12 protein-coding genes and 1 pseudogene are annotated in these 14,449 nt (G+C 64.3%); 10 read left to right on the plus strand and 3 right to left on the minus strand.

Annotated features, from left to right (window positions below):
• Nucleotides 1-7: 7 nt before the first annotated feature.
• The gene (locus HNR07_RS23470) at nucleotides 8-1,156 is read right to left on the minus strand and encodes a DEAD/DEAH box helicase (protein WP_246420463.1); all 1,149 of its coding nucleotides are present in this window, start codon (nucleotides 1,154-1,156) and stop codon (nucleotides 8-10) included.
• Between the two features lie 15 nt (nucleotides 1,157-1,171).
• Nucleotides 1,172-1,366: pseudogene (locus tag HNR07_RS36190) on the minus strand (HNH endonuclease); the annotation flags it as partial.
• 276 nt (nucleotides 1,367-1,642) lie between these two features.
• On the opposite strand from HNR07_RS36190, the gene HNR07_RS23475 reads away from it, so the two are divergent.
• Genes HNR07_RS23475 through HNR07_RS23485 form a run of 3 tightly spaced genes read left to right on the plus strand, consistent with a single transcriptional unit; the run spans nucleotide 1,643 to nucleotide 3,087 of the window.
• Complete coding sequence (locus HNR07_RS23475; RefSeq protein WP_184366821.1) at nucleotides 1,643-2,188, plus strand: hypothetical protein; 546 nt, start codon at nucleotides 1,643-1,645, stop codon at nucleotides 2,186-2,188.
• A gap of 33 nt (nucleotides 2,189-2,221) precedes the next feature.
• A complete protein-coding gene (locus HNR07_RS23480; RefSeq protein WP_184366822.1) occupies nucleotides 2,222-2,518 on the plus strand; it encodes a hypothetical protein in 297 nt (98 codons plus the stop codon).
• Complete coding sequence (locus tag HNR07_RS23485) at nucleotides 2,515-3,087, plus strand: hypothetical protein (RefSeq protein WP_184366823.1); 573 nt, start codon at nucleotides 2,515-2,517, stop codon at nucleotides 3,085-3,087. The genes HNR07_RS23480 and HNR07_RS23485 overlap by 4 nt, the downstream gene beginning before the upstream one ends.
• A 741-nt stretch (nucleotides 3,088-3,828) precedes the next feature.
• On the opposite strand, the gene HNR07_RS23490 is transcribed toward HNR07_RS23485, so the two are convergent.
• The gene (locus tag HNR07_RS23490) at nucleotides 3,829-5,058 is read right to left on the minus strand and encodes a hypothetical protein (protein ID WP_184366824.1); all 1,230 of its coding nucleotides are present in this window, start codon (nucleotides 5,056-5,058) and stop codon (nucleotides 3,829-3,831) included.
• 317 nt (nucleotides 5,059-5,375) lie between these two features.
• Between HNR07_RS23490 and HNR07_RS23495 the strand changes: the two genes are divergently transcribed.
• The 7 genes from HNR07_RS23495 (at nucleotide 5,376) to HNR07_RS23525 (ending at nucleotide 14,398) form a co-directional block, all read left to right on the plus strand.
• On the plus strand, nucleotides 5,376-5,714 hold the full coding sequence (locus HNR07_RS23495; protein WP_073701080.1) for a helix-turn-helix domain-containing protein: 339 nt from the start codon (nucleotides 5,376-5,378) through the stop codon (nucleotides 5,712-5,714).
• A gap of 17 nt (nucleotides 5,715-5,731) precedes the next feature.
• A complete protein-coding gene (locus tag HNR07_RS23500; RefSeq protein WP_184366825.1) occupies nucleotides 5,732-6,601 on the plus strand; it encodes an ImmA/IrrE family metallo-endopeptidase in 870 nt (289 codons plus the stop codon).
• On the plus strand, nucleotides 6,598-7,212 hold the full coding sequence (locus HNR07_RS23505) for a PIN domain-containing protein (protein ID WP_184366826.1): 615 nt from the start codon (nucleotides 6,598-6,600) through the stop codon (nucleotides 7,210-7,212). The genes HNR07_RS23500 and HNR07_RS23505 overlap by 4 nt, the downstream gene beginning before the upstream one ends.
• Before the next feature lie 289 nt (nucleotides 7,213-7,501).
• Entirely contained in the window at nucleotides 7,502-9,052 is a 1,551-nt protein-coding gene (locus HNR07_RS23510; protein ID WP_184366827.1) for a DUF3375 family protein, read from the plus strand.
• Nucleotides 9,036-9,851, plus strand: coding sequence for a DUF4194 domain-containing protein (locus HNR07_RS23515; protein ID WP_184366828.1), 816 nt, complete (start codon nucleotides 9,036-9,038; stop codon nucleotides 9,849-9,851). The genes HNR07_RS23510 and HNR07_RS23515 overlap by 17 nt, the downstream gene beginning before the upstream one ends.
• Nucleotides 9,844-13,212 carry an ATP-binding protein gene (locus tag HNR07_RS23520; RefSeq protein WP_184366829.1) on the plus strand — a complete coding sequence of 1,123 codons (3,369 nt, stop codon included), beginning with the start codon at nucleotides 9,844-9,846 and terminating at the stop codon, nucleotides 13,210-13,212. The genes HNR07_RS23515 and HNR07_RS23520 overlap by 8 nt, the downstream gene beginning before the upstream one ends.
• Entirely contained in the window at nucleotides 13,205-14,398 is a 1,194-nt protein-coding gene (locus HNR07_RS23525; protein ID WP_246421195.1) for a Wadjet anti-phage system protein JetD domain-containing protein, read from the plus strand. The genes HNR07_RS23520 and HNR07_RS23525 overlap by 8 nt, the downstream gene beginning before the upstream one ends.
• The last annotated feature ends 51 nt before the right edge of the window (nucleotides 14,399-14,449 follow it).

Raw genomic sequence — 14,449 nt, forward strand, 5'->3', positions numbered from 1 at the left:
CAGGTGTCTACCGAACTGAAGCAACATCACCGACGACGCTAATCTCCGGACAGTCGTAACCGATGAACGCCATGCGGACAGTCACCAGCAGATCCATCGGTTTAACCTTGAAGTCGGCTAGAGCCCGACCAGCGGCGCCTGCCTCGGCCGAGACCGCTAGACCGACCCGCAGTCCAGGATGGTTCTCCTGCAGGTACTTGACGACCTTCTTCGCCTCGGCCTGCTGCATACAGGAGATCAAGCCGCGGTAGGCCTGGTTGAATTTCTGCTTGTCCCGAACCGATTTGACCACCAAGTCAACCAGTGGTTTCCAGGTCCGTTCATCCTTCAGCGCCGCCCTCAGCTCACTGCCGTCGTTGGAGAGGTTGAACTCCAGCAGGCTGTCGCCACGGCCGGCCTCAGGCTCGCTCATGGTGCGCTTGGAGATCCGAGCGTCGGTGAGCTTCATCTCGAAGGTTCGAAGATAGCTCTCGGCGATGCCATCGATGTAGGTGGCCTCCGCGTGCCGAACCAGCCGCTCCTTCCCGGAGTCCCGGTGCGGCTCGTAGTCGGCGAGAATCAGCTTCTGGTTGTCAGCACGATAGGGCGTTCCAGTCAGCAGCAAAGTGTGCAGCGCGTACTCGTGCAGCTTCTTGATCAGCTCGCCAGCGCGGGTTCCACCGCCCTCTTTGTCATCGTCACCGCAGAATTGCGCCTCGTCCGCGATCAGGAGGAAACGCCCCTGGTGACGGGTGGCCCATCGAGTGAAGATCTCTTCGTTCGTGACCAGCGCGCTGTAGGTGGCAACGAAACCACTGTTGCGCTCGTTGCTGGGAATGAGCGGCACCTCGTTGACACGGTGGCGGATCTTCCCGAGCCGCTTCGTGGCATCGAACAGCTCGCACAGCCCACCTGTGACGTGCCCACTGGCGTCCGTCGTCATCCAGCCGACCTCGCACTGTTCTGCGAGTGCCGTTCGAGGGGCGAAGACCGCGATGTAGTCAATCAGCCCCTCCCTGATCATCCGGGTAGCCAAGGACTGGTAGGCGAGGGTCTTACCTGATCCGGGAGACGCGAGCACTACCGTGCGGTCCTCGCCAGCGGAAACTCGTTCCAAGACACGGTCGATCAAGTTGGCTTGAAACGGGCGGGGGATGAAGGCATCGCGATAGTGCATATCACGTCCTTTGAGTAGATTGCAGGAGTTACAGAGGGCTTGTCCGTTTTCTATTTCTGTTCGCCCTCCGTCGGCCCAGGGGATGCGGTGATCCGCGTGCCACCCTGGGTCCAAAGGTGTGAGGCACCGCTGACAGCGGCCTTCAGCGTTTTCGTAGAGCATTTGTCGTTGGGAGGAGCTGAAGGATCGGCGAGGATCAAGGTCAACCATGAGAGCTCTTCTCCCCCTCCGCAGAACCTAATGATGGTTCGAAGGCTAGCGTCAGCCACCGACATTACGGAAGACGTATGACGAGCGGCAGCGGGCACGGGCACCGCATGTCCCGCTGGTATATGCCGGTTTTGGTGGAGCATCTTTACTGTTTTCAAGGCATGATGCTCGATTTTTTGCTCTCAAACTCTATGGGTGTCAACCAGCCAATCGCTGAGCCATCCATCTGTTTAAGAAGACGGCTCCCTAAAAACAGCCCAAGGCGATAGCAGCGGGATGGAGCCCTGCAGTCTGGGCTCCTGGTGGATACTCCTCGCCAACATTGGCGAGACCAAGGTCAACTCCGCCGCCGGCGACCTGGTCAGCCAGTGCCAGCGCGAATCCGATCAAGCCTTGCGCCAATACTGGACGGAGGGTGGCGCCATCAACTTCTGCGCCACGGTCGGCCAGCTCGGCGCACTGATCGCCCGTACCGCCACGCAGCTCGAACTTCTCGGCGTCGCCAAGAAGTACGGGCTCGTCAATGACTCCTACCTCGAAGGCATCTCCCACGCCCTCCTCGCCCGCATGACCGATGAGGAAGCCCAGCTCGACCCCGCCGATATCACCATCACCTGCCACGAGTGCCTGGATGACCAGGGCGTCAAGGGCAAGGTGTTGCGCTCGGCCACGCACTCGGCTGGGCATGGCCGCGGCTGCCCTCTACTGAGCCCAATGCGGCAAGGATCCTCAAAAGATCAAATGCCCCGTTTACGGGGTGCACCGCCCCGCGCCGGTCTACGCTCAGCGGGAAATCGACCTGTTCGACACGGCGTGGGCTGAGGTCTCCCACCACTACACACAGGCGGCCAACCGATGAGCGAGTCCACGATCACCATCCCGGCCTTCATCGCCGAACCGACCTTCTACCCGACCCCGAACGTCGCGGTTTTCATGTCCTCAGCGGAGCTGCCCGCCGGGTACCCCCTGATCGCAGCCCGCCTAGAGGAGAAACACGACGGGCTCCAGCTCTTCTGCTTGATCTTCAACTTCGAGCTCACCGCCGCCGAGCGCACCAAATGGGTGCGGAACACCGACATTTTGCCGATCGGCCTTGTCGACCACATCACCGCCGAGATCACCCGCCGCGACGCCCAGAAGGTGAGCCGATGACCACGCAAACCAGCAACAAGCTCGGCACCACGAGGACTACCGCACTCGGCGAGATCACCATCGTCGGACACACCTGGGTCATCCTGCGCAGGTTGTACACCCCAGGACCCGGCCGCCCCCTGCCCAATACCTGGGGGATCGGAACCGCACCGGAACTGTGTACCCTCACCTGGCTCACCGAGGATCTCGGTACCGACGAGAAAGGGACCAGTTCAAATCCGGGGACCTTTGGAGACGGACAGGCCGTCCTGGCCGCCGCCCCTGCCGCGATCTTGCACGACCGCCCCCACATCCGGCCGGAACTGGTCTGGACCCAGCGTGAAACCAAAGACGGAACCGCGTACGTGGCCCCGCTGCTGACCATCACCCATGCGAACGGCAACATCGTGGAAGTCCAGGCCTTCCACCACCCTGCGTTCCGCGAAGCCCTCGGGCGCTCCAATGGCATGAGTGCGTTCAGCGGTTCCCGCCCTCACCGGGAACTGCTGCTCCTGGTCACCGATATGGACGCCGTGGACCTCGGCGCGCTCTTCGAGCAGCTCCGCACAGCACCGCAGCTCCTGGGCTGATCCCTCCCCTCCGCGTCCAGGAGTGTTGCAAAGTCAGGGATGGGAGACATCGTTCCTGGTCACAAGAGGGCGTCAGAACCAGGCAGGCCCCTTGAACGCAGCAACGGAGCCCCGATGAGAGGTCAGGAACTTCCACGCCCCTGGCGCCACAAGGGCTCCGTTGCGCCTTCACAGATGAGGAGGCTGCCCCCGCGATCGGCGGAGCCGCCCTCACCATCTGGACCGCATCGTCCTGATCTGTCTGTACGCGGTGCTGTCTGGGGCCTGCTTCCTGACCGCGAGCAGCCCAGGCGCACAACGCGCCCCAGCACACCCTGGCTCGCCTGGGCTCCCGCGTAATCTGCCGAGCCCTGGGCCTGCACCAACCACCCATCCCGGCCACCATCCGAGGATTCCTGAACAGCCTTACCCCCAACCCCGACCTGGCCGTGCTCATCATCGCCAGCACGTGCGCCAGAGGCTCACGCACCCGTTGCCGCCAGTTGGTACACCTGCTGGCAGCGATGGCACACCCCCTCCTTCGTCCTCCGAATCCCCTGGTGAACGATTCCCACCGATACGGGGTTCGGTTCCCTGACCGCCGGCCGAGCCACCGGCGCTCAGCGCCAGGTGTTCTGAGGCCGCGGGACTCCTCCTGCCACCAGCGCTTCGGGAAGGAAGACCCGCGTGTCTCGCTCAGCCGTCCCTATGAACCCCACGGAAAACGCAAGGCCGGTTCCACAACTCCAGATCCCCTGATTCTCAGTCCTGGTCGTCTTCCAATTCCCAGGCCGCGAGTTCTTCCTCGATCTCCTGCTGGTACTCCAGCCAGGAAGCGCGGGCCACGTCGACCGCGGCTGAGCGCTCAGGTGTGCGCTTTTGGGTCCCCACGCTCAACAGCAGATCGAAACCGGAGGCATCGGGTAGGACCAGGATCGAGTTCCCGGCCATCGTGAGTCCCTGTCGCACCAGGTCGCCTTCGAACACCTCGTCCAGCTCTGGCGTCTCCTCGCTCAGCAGGTCGAGGAGTCCCCAGGCGAAGGTCGCAGAGCCGGCGGGATCCTCGTCCGGGAAGCCGGGCAGAGGTTGCCCTGGCCGGTTATGGTCGCGGCAGGAGACCCTGATCAGCACATCGTGGCCCGTCTTGGCTTCCAACACGATGGTGGGGCAGGAGTCATCGTTGATCTGGGCTACCCGTCCCTGGTGAAGGATTCTGTTGAGGAGCAGGTTGAGGTCTTCTTCGCGTTTGGCCAGTAGGTCGAAGATGCCTGAGGCCATCACACGGGACTGGTCGGGGTTGTCGTCGAAGACGTGCGGAGTGTTCTGGTCGGAGGGCGGGTGCGTACCTGATGCGGCCTGCTGCAGCCATTCCTGTGTCTCCTGTGACCAGGGCTCCCACCAGCGGTCGGGGTGCAGGGGAGAGGTGACCAGCCGGCCCTCGATCTGCAGGGGGGCCAGCAGGTGCGCCGCGTAGCGGGGTGCATCGAGCATCTGCAGGGCCTGGATCAGCTGAGGGGAAGTCAGTGCCCGCCGCACCGTCGGCCACTTCTTGCGCCCTACCAGGTCCTGCTCGTACTCCCGGTATCCGAGGTCGGAGAGCTCGGATGAATCTCCCAATGACGCAGAGGTGAGCGCGATGCGCAGGGCGGCTGCTTCGGCGAGGTTCTCGGCTCGGGGAGGCCACCCCTGGTCAAGGAGTCCGCCCAGGTGCTGGGAGGTGGCCAGGAAGCGCCTGAACCACTGTGGCCGTTCGGCGACCTGCATCAGGACCGCGTCTGCGAGTTCGCCTAGGACGTGGGAGTCCCAGACATTGTCCTCGTTGAGGTGAAAGGGTTCCCCGTTCATCGTGAGTTCCATGGCCAGCAGGTGCGCTTGTGAAGGTGTCAGCGGGTCGCCGCGAAATCTCCTGTTGAAGAGCGGCACCCAGGCATGGGCCGGGTGCAGGGCCGCGGTGACCATCTCACGGATCTTCTTGCGGGTTGTGGCGCCCACCGCGGAGGTGTCCGACTCCGCTCGCCGCCATGTGGCTAGGGAGATCCCCGCGCGGCGAGCCGCTTCGGCCTGACTGAGGTTCAGTGTTTCTCGTGCTGCCCTGATGTCCACTGGTTCCGACACGATGCCTCCATTGAGTACTCAGTGAGTGCTCATAATATGCGATGTTGGCACGATGTCGAATAGCGAGGGCCTGAGCGCCTGTAGTCCGCCCCTGAGCAAGCCCTCTGACTGTTCGAACCATGGCGTCGCACAGGGCATGCGGCTATAATGAATCAAGCTGGAGGAAAGTGATTCAGATTGGTGGGGTGGTGACGATGACAGCAGCAGGTATCGGCGCGCGGATCGAACGCGCCCGCGCGGCAGCGGGACTGAGCCAGCGTGCTCTCGCTGAGGCCACGGGCATCTCGCAGGCCACCCTGTCTCGGATCATTTCCGAAGACCGGGTGGCGAAGATGCCAGAGCTCGTGGCGATCGCCTGGGAGACCGGGCATACGGTTGCCCAACTCACCGGAACCGGTGCGGTAACCGAGCGCGTGCAGTGCGCGGCCCGGGCCACCAACGACTCTGACATGGGCGATATGCGCCAGGCACTGCTGGACTTCCTGGAACTGGACGCCTACCTGGACGACCAGGCCATCCCCGCAACGGTCTGAAACGGAACCGAAGAACTGTGAGCGCCGAAGCCGAAGGCCGTTCCGCCGCCGAACGGTTCCGCGAGGAGCAACACCTAGGCGTACAGCCGTTGGGTGACCTCGTGGCCCTCATCGAGCAGGCCACCGGGATCGACGTGGCCGTACTCGAGGCTGACCAGGACCAGCACGGCCTGATGATGCGGGACCCACAGCGCGACGCCGTGTTCATCGGTGTCGCGTGCACCAGCCGCCCGATGCGGCAACGCAGCACCCTCGCCCACGAACTCGGCCACGTCCTGTTCACGGACGTGACCGACAATTCGGCGGGTGCCTGGAGCCACCGGTCCCACGAAGAGATCCGAGCCGACGCCTTCGCTCGACACCTGCTCATCCCGATCGAGGGCCTGCGCGAATTCCTCGGTGAGCGAGAGCTGCTGTCCCAGTCAGTGCTCTCCGAGGTTGTTCAGCGCTTCCTCGTCTCACCATCGATCGCCGCGATCGCGCTATGTCAGGCGGGCTACATCGACGCCGCCACCAAACGGGAGTGGCTGGCACTCACCACGCCGCAGTTGGCCACGCGGTTCGGGTGGAGCGACCAGTACCGCGCGCTGCGGGACGAATCAGCTCGGCGCAGGGCACCGCAACGACTGCTCGCCCGAGCCATCAGCGCCTACGCCGAGGGCGTGCTGTCCGTACAGGCCATCGCCACCCTTCGCGGTATCACCCGGCAGGAGGCCGAAGCGGAACTGCGCGAGGCCGGCGTGGTTCCGAGCGAACAGCCAGTCGAGTGGGCCGATCTCACCGAACTACCGGATGCGGACGTGGACCTCGCGGCTTTGGACGCAGCTCTCGAGGGTCCTGATCACGATGCCGCGGCTCCTGAGGTGACAGCGGGCGAGGACGGATGAGCCACCGGCCGATCATCGACGCCGGTCCCGGCCTGAACTTCCTCTCGATCAACCAGGAGCGTCTCCTCATCCGCGTCCTGGGCAAGCTCAGTGCCCCAGAGACCGTGCAGAGCGAGGTGTTCAGCAAGGCCCGGCAGGATGAGCGCTTCCGCGTCGCCGAAGGTATCTGGCGAAAGCTGACCCCCAACTGGATGCAGATCCTGTCCGACGACCAGACCCCGGAACTCGAAGGCGTCGTCCAGCGCATCACCCACCAACCCATGGCTGAACGTCTGGGGCGGCCCAAGGACCTGGGCGAGATCATGGTCATCGCGCACGCGGTCGTGGCTGCTGAAGCAGGTCAGGAGGTGACCGTGCTCATCGACGACGGGGAAGGGGCGCGGACCGCCACCTCCGAGATCAACCGCCTCGAACGACTCCGGCGCAGTGGGCGTCCGGTGGGGTCGATCAGTCTGGTCAGCACGCTGACCATCTTGGAGCGTGCGGCACAGAAGCAGTACGTGCCAGGCAAAGCGGATATGCGCCAGCTCTACCGGAGATTGCGCGGACTCGATGACGGGTTGCCGCCGATCGAGACGACCCGACTGCTGTCGCCTGGCCTCTGGCCCTGAGAGCGGTCCTCGCTGCACAAAATCGCAGTGTGGGCTGTTCCCGTACCGGGGTTGGCGGAGCTGGTGATGTGTCCCGCGTTCTTCAGAGACGGATTTCTAGATTCTGGGACCCCGCGACCTCAAAGAGGACATCGTGGAACGTGATCGATACCCAGCTGAGTTCCGCCACAAGATGCTGGACCTGGTCGAGGTGTTCGCACTCAAGCTCCTCGTGATTTTGTCACCGGTGTCTGTAAGACTCATCCGAGATGGGTAGAGGTCCGGCCTTCCTAGGGAGGTGGTCCCTCGGATGGGGACCAAGAGCGCCGAGCAGTTCCTCCACGAGTTCCGCAACGGTGCGGAAGCGGACACGGCGATGTCGCTGCTGCGGTCCCGGCATGCTCTGGTGCATCTGGCCCTGATGGCCGCCCACCTGGGAGACGGGCAGATCGCGGACGGTATGACCCTGACCGCTCGACTCGACGAGGACCTCCCCCTGCTCACCCAGAGCATCCCGGGAGCGGAAGCGGATACGCCCACAGGTGCCCTCTCGGACGCGGAGGAGACTCTCGCGACGTGGGTGAGGAAGAGATGGGTCCATCGCGGTGTGGATCCCGAGACCCGCACTGAGCGCTATCAACTGACCTCGGGCGCCGCGCACGCAGTACGGCAGATGCGGGGCCTGCGTCGGGAAGCCTCGGTCGCGACCCGATCCGCACTCGCGATGGTCATGGCCGAGCTGCGGCAGATCGCTACCGAAGCCGACCCCGACCCCGCCGTGCGACGGGAGGCAATCGACCAGCAGATCCTCGCGCTCCAAGCTCAGCGCGAGGAACTCGAAGACCAACGGCACATCAAGGTCGACACGAATCGACTGATCGACCGGGTGACGGCCCTGTCCCAGCTGATCGAACGCATTCCCGCAGACCTCGCGCGCTACGGCGAGGAGATGCACACCAACACCGCCACGCTCCTCCGGCAGAGCCTGTCGGACACACCGGCGGAGTTCGCACAAGCCCTCGATCGTATGTTCGCCGGTCACGACGTCATCGCCGAATCCCCTGAAGGGCAAGCGTTCCGCGCTTTCGCCACACTGGTCGGAACTCCTTCGCAACGCTCCCAGCTGGAATCCGATATCAAAGAGATCCTCACGAGGTTGGAGGAACTTCCCGAGCATCCGGCAGGGTCATTACGGGGCTTCATCGACGCCATGTGGCGCCGTGTCCAAGAGGTTGAAGACGTCCGCGGGGCCGCCTTTCGCAGGATGAGCAACTTTGTGCGCGGTGGTGACGCGGCCCATTACCGGGGTATGCGTACCCGCATCAGCGAGGCACAGGCACTCGCCGCCGACGCGTTCCACGTCACCCATGGTGGCCGCGACGTAGGGTTCGTCGTTCCCATGAGCGGTGCCGACACTACGTCGGTCGGCAGACTGCGTCTGGACGAGGGCACCGCGACCCAGCCCGAGCTCGTCACCGACTCCGGAGATGAGTTCGCTATCGACCCGACCGCGCTGACTGGGCGGGAATCCATCGACTGGGTGGCCCTGCGTGCGGCCGTACACGCCGCGATGGCCGGTCACGGAGACATCGCCACCCTCGCCGAGGTGCTCGAACACCTGCCCCAGGCGCGAACCGGCGACATCGTCGGTCTGTGGTCACTGGCCGCGCGCTATGGGGAGATTGACGACCGTACGCGAATCAGCGTCCAGGTCGAGACCGACCGAGGACTCCGTGAGCTGTCCGTGCCCTACCTGGTTTTCGGCGAACCGATCCCCACCCCCGCGCACCTGACCGCCGCCCCACCTACCCGAGCGCGAGGGCCCCTTCGGAAAGGCAGCAAGGATGAGCCACCCCCCTGAACCGTCCTTCGAAGAGGTCTTCGGTGAGACGGAGCGCCCGGGCGCCGCCCCCTCTTCGCCCGCCGGCATCGCCAGCGACAACCTTTCCGAGGTGTTCGACGACGAGGGCGACACCGTCGGTTCGCACGTAGAGGGTGCAACACATCAGCCGCGCTTCGATGGCGACACCGGCGCATTACCCGCCGAGACGAGTTGGGCGCTGCAGGCTCTGGTGGCCGCACCCCACGTCAGCCAACAGCACCCCAAACACTGGGCCACGGTCCTCCAATACGAGGACATCCTGCGCAGCCGGCTGTCCGAACTCGGGCTCATCCTGGAGATTAACCGAGAACACGGATACGCCTTCACCCGTCAGGCCGAGGATCCCAGCCCGCACAGCCGGACGATCCTGCGCACCAAAACCCTCAACCTCGCCGCGAGCACCTTGTGCCTCTACCTCTACAACCAGTACGTGCTCTCCCCGGACGCGCCTGTGGTGGAAACCGCCGACATGGAAGAGCACATGCGGGCCTACCGTCGGCCCACCGACACCGATGACGCCGCCTTCCAGAGGAGGATCGCGACAGCGATCAAATCCCTGGAAGACGCGGCGATCATCAAGCCGGTCAAGGGGACCAGCCGCTACGTCGTCTACGGCGTCATCGCCTCCATCCTCACCGCCGAACGGGTGGAGGCCCTCAGCTCCCGTTTCAAGGCGCTCGTCGACAGCGACCGAGCCAATACGCCCGGGACGCCTCCAAGCACTTCCCTGCACGCCCACACTGCAGAAGGCCCCTCCCAGGAGGACACCGATGCCTGACTCCCACCATGCGGCCGACACCGCCGCAGCACAATTCCGGTTGACCCGGCTGCAAGTGATCAACTGGGGCACCTTCGGCGGATACAAGGACTTCCCCATCGATCCTCGCGGTGTGCTGTTCACCGGCCCGTCCGGATCGGGAAAGTCCTCACTGATGGACGCACACTCGATCGTGCTGCTTCCGACCCGGGACCACCGGTTCAACGCCTCAGCGGACCTGACAGCCCGCGGTGCCAAACAGGGCACCCGCAACGCCGCCGACTACGTCCGCGGCGCATGGTCCGAAACCGACGACGAACGCGGACAGTCCCGGATCCGTTACCTGCGCGGAGGTCAACCGACCTGGTCGGCCGTCGGTGCCACTTACGAGGACGGACAGGGCTCGGTCACGACAGCGGTAGCGGTGAAATGGTTCACCGGGACCGAAACCGACGGCGCGTCCCTGAAATCGATGTTCCGACTGCACGACGGACACTTCGACCTACTCGCCCTGAACGAGTGGGCGGAGCGGGGATTCGACACAGCCTGGCTCAAGAAGAGGCATCCCGCCGATGACCCCAACGGTCAGGAGGTCTATCTGCGCCGCCTGAGCAAACGCATCGGCTTGGGCACCTCCCGGACCGCATTGTCGCTGTTGGGCAAGGCCAAGGCCATGAAGAACGTCGGTGACCTGAACCTGTTCATCCGCGAGAACATGCTGGACGAACCAGCGACCTATGAGGCCGCTGAAAAGATGGTGAAGGCCTTCACACCACTGAACGAGGCCTACGAAACCGCCAAACGCGCCGACCAACAGAAGCAAGTGCTCAGCTCGGTCCCAGAGGACTGGCGTGTCTACGGCCAGGCCAAGGAGGAGGCCGCTCTGGTGTCCCGGCTCCTCGGCTCGCCGCTGGACCGGTACCTGCGACGTGTGCACGTTGACACGCTCCGGACGGAGATCACGCGATTGGAGGAGGTCCGCGAAGGACTCAAGGCAGAGTTGACGGAGCAGACGCGGCGGGCTTCGACCGCGGAGTCTGACTACCGCTCCTTGGAGAGGCAGCTCGATCGGGAAGGCGCGGTGCTTCAGGAACTGACCGTTGAACTCGAGACGGTACGCAACGAACAGAACCTGAAGAAAAACGCCTTCGACCGCTACGCGGCTCAGGTGCGCCTTCTCGGACTCGCGCTCCCCTCCGACGAGGTCGCGTTCACCACCGTCCGCGACAAGGCCGACGTCATGCGCGAGCACGCCGAACAGGAAAGGGAAGAACTCACACCAACGCTGCACGAAGCGTTCGGCACCGCCTCCACCACCAATCGGCAGTACGAGGACAAACTCAAGGAACTCACCGCCCTGCGAACCGCCGGTTCCCTCATCCCGCCCAGGGAACTGCACCGCAGGGACCAGATAGCGCGTGGCAGCGGAGTACCCGCCGCTGACCTCCCCTACGCTGCCGAGCTGATCGACCTCCTGCCAGAGGAGGAGCGGTGGCGTCCAGCCGCGGAGAAGGTACTGCGCGGCTACGGGCTTCGCCTCCTCGTCCCCTCCGAACAGCAAGACGCGGTCAAGGCGTTCATCGACCAGCACGATATGAGGGGTGTGGTCGACTACAGCGTCATCACCCAGGCCTCGCAACACCAACCCCTTCCGTACGCCGACACCCTGGCCAGCAAGCTGAAGGTGCGAACCGACCACCCCTACGGGCTGTGGCTGAGCGGACAGCTCGCCCGCAAGTTCGACCACGTGTGCGTCGAGAGCACACGTGATCTCGAGGCGCACCGTAAAGCGGTGACCGTACGCGGAACGGTGAAGCTACCCGGCAACCACTACCGCAAGGACGACCGCCCCGATGTGGCCAAGCCGTCCTCGTACATCCTCGGGGCCGATATCGCCACAAAACGCGCGGCTCTGGAGGAGGAGACAGCACGGCTGGAGACGGCTAAGAAAAAGGCTCGGGACAGGGCGGATGAGATCGCCCGCCGAGGCGATGCCATCCGCGACCTGGTCCAGGCCGCAGAACAGGTTCTCAACCACCACAGGTGGGCCGACCTCGACCATGGAGCCTCTCAAAAGCGGGCCGCATCCCTGGCGGAGCGCATCGCGGACATCAAACGGAACGACGTCGACCTCCAGCGACTCACGCACCAGAAGGACGCGGCGAGGAGCACGTGGAAGAGACTGAACGACACCTGTTCCCGGATCAGCAACAAAATCGAGGACGACGACCGATCAAGATCCGATATGACCCAAGTGCGCGAACGGCTGTGCGCCGAACCGCGCACGGTCGACGACGACGATCACGCCTACCTCACATCGCTGCTCACCGACTTGGGCACTCCTGTCCGCCTCGACACAATGTCGCAACTCTACGAGCTCGCCCGTAAAGAGCTGGAACATCGAGGGAAGAGCGCCGAGGCCGAGCAGAAGCGGTCGTCCTCAGGGGTCCAGCAGGCCATCCGACGTTTCCTGGACCGGTGGGAAGACTCAGCCCCCCACAACAGTGACGACGTCGAGCGCAGCGGAAGCGACTTCGCCGCCCTGCACGAGGAGATCAACGAACGCCGACTTCCAGAGGCCATGGACAGGTTCCGTCACATGATCAGCCAGGACATGGTCCCCTCGATAGCGTTCGTCCAACGTGCCATCGAAGAGGCCACGAGCGGCATCAAGGAGCGTGTCGAGAAGGTCAATATCGGGCTTCGACGGACCGAGTTCAACACCGGTACCCATCTACAGATCGCCCACACAGCCAAGCAGTTCGCCGAGGCCAAGGACTTCCGTCGACGGGTCGACGAGCTCATGCGTAGCCAGCCCGCCGCCGAGACCGACGTACAGGTGTCTGTGGAGCAATTCAAGCGTGTCCGCCGGCTGATGGCGCGCTTCACCTCCGACGACGCCGAATCCCGCCGCTGGAGGGACACCGTCCTCGACGTCCGCCTCGGCTACACCTTCTACGGCCGCGAGGAGACTCCCGACGGGATCACGGTCAGCACCCACCGCAACACCGCCACCAACTCCGGAGGAGAGCAGGAGAAACTCGTAGCCTTCTGCCTCGCCGCGGCACTCAGCTACAACCTGGCCGACCCCAGCTCCAAGGGCCGCCCGCGCTTCGCTCCGCTCATGCTGGACGAGGCGTTCAGCAAGTCCGATGAAACGTTCTCTGGGCAAGCCCTCGCCGCGTTCGAAGAATTCGGTTTCCAGCTTCTCGTGGCCGCCCCGATCCGCATCTCCGGTGTCCTCGAACCCTTCATCGGTCAGGTGCTCCTGGTGGAGAAGCGCACCACGGCCGAAGGTGCACGCTCCAACGCCACGTCAGCGACCTTCGGCGATCTCGCCATCCGAAGGGCCGCGGAGAGTGACGGGGGTGAAGATGCGTGAACCCGCCGACGTCGTCGAACGGCTTCGGGCCCGTTTCGAACGTGACTACCCCCAATGGGCTCGCGGGGGAGGTTCCTGGCCCCTACGCGTGCCCCTGGCGCCACCGTCCACCGGACAACGGTCGGCGGATCCGGTCGGCTGCCATGCTTGGGCAGCACGTTGGGCCGACCACAACGGTCCGGGAAGGATCGAACACTCCAGACTCCGCTTTCCTACAGGCCTCCACAACATACCGAAGACCCTCGTCTTCGACCGGCCCGCCGACGTCGCCGGGGTTACACCCCACACACGGGAGACCTGGGCACGGTGCGGTAGAAGACTGCCCAAGCTCCAGCGTGACTTTCCCGAGGCCTCTTTCACCGGGATCATCCGCAAGCTCATCGAACTGGACGAAGACCAGTACCAGCAACTGGTCGACACGGTCACCTGGCTGAAAACCAACCCGACCTCCGGCCGGCTGCTGCGGCAACTCCCCATCGAGGGCGTCGACACCAAATGGCTCGCCCGACACTCCACCCTGGTACTCGCCCTGCTCGGAAAATCCACCGGACCAGATGCCCAACAAGCGGAGCCGAGCACGCCCGGTCCGATCCGCCGACGCCTGCACGAACGGCTCGGGCTACGAGTTCCGCCCGAACTCGTCCAGGTCTGCGTACTCGACCCCGGCCTGCGCTCCCAGGTCGGCGGGATGCGGCACTTCGCAGCCTCGGTCGAAGACCTGAGCCGATGGGCCCATGTACCGCACACCGTGGTCATTCTGGAGAACAAGGAGACAGGCTACGCCATCACCGACGACCACATGGGCGTCGTCGCCTTCCACGGCCAGGGCTTCAACGTCTCCGAGTACGGACGACTTCCCTGGATCCGTGGTGCCCACACCGTGATCTATTGGGGAGACATCGACGCCCCGGGGCTGCAGTTCGTCAACGACCTCCGGCACCAGGGCGTCCCGGCTCGGAGCATCCTGATGGATCTCCCCACGCTGAAGCAATTCCAGCACCTGGCCGTCGACGGAGCCGGCCCACAACGCGGAGAGCTACCCCATCTCACCGAGCATGAGCAGAGCCTGTACGACCACCTCGTCCACCACGCCGCCGAACACGGGGTCGGTCTGCTGCTCGAACAGGAACGCATCCCCTGGCCCCACGCCCACTCGGTTCTCACCGCGGCCATCGAACCAAAGTGACACGTTCAGTTCGATTGAGCGTGTTCCAGCACCGCCGCCCCGCCCTACCGT

It is taken from the genome of Nocardiopsis metallicus, from assembly GCF_014201115.1.
GTDB lineage: Bacteria > Actinomycetota > Actinomycetes > Streptosporangiales > Streptosporangiaceae > Nocardiopsis > Nocardiopsis metallicus.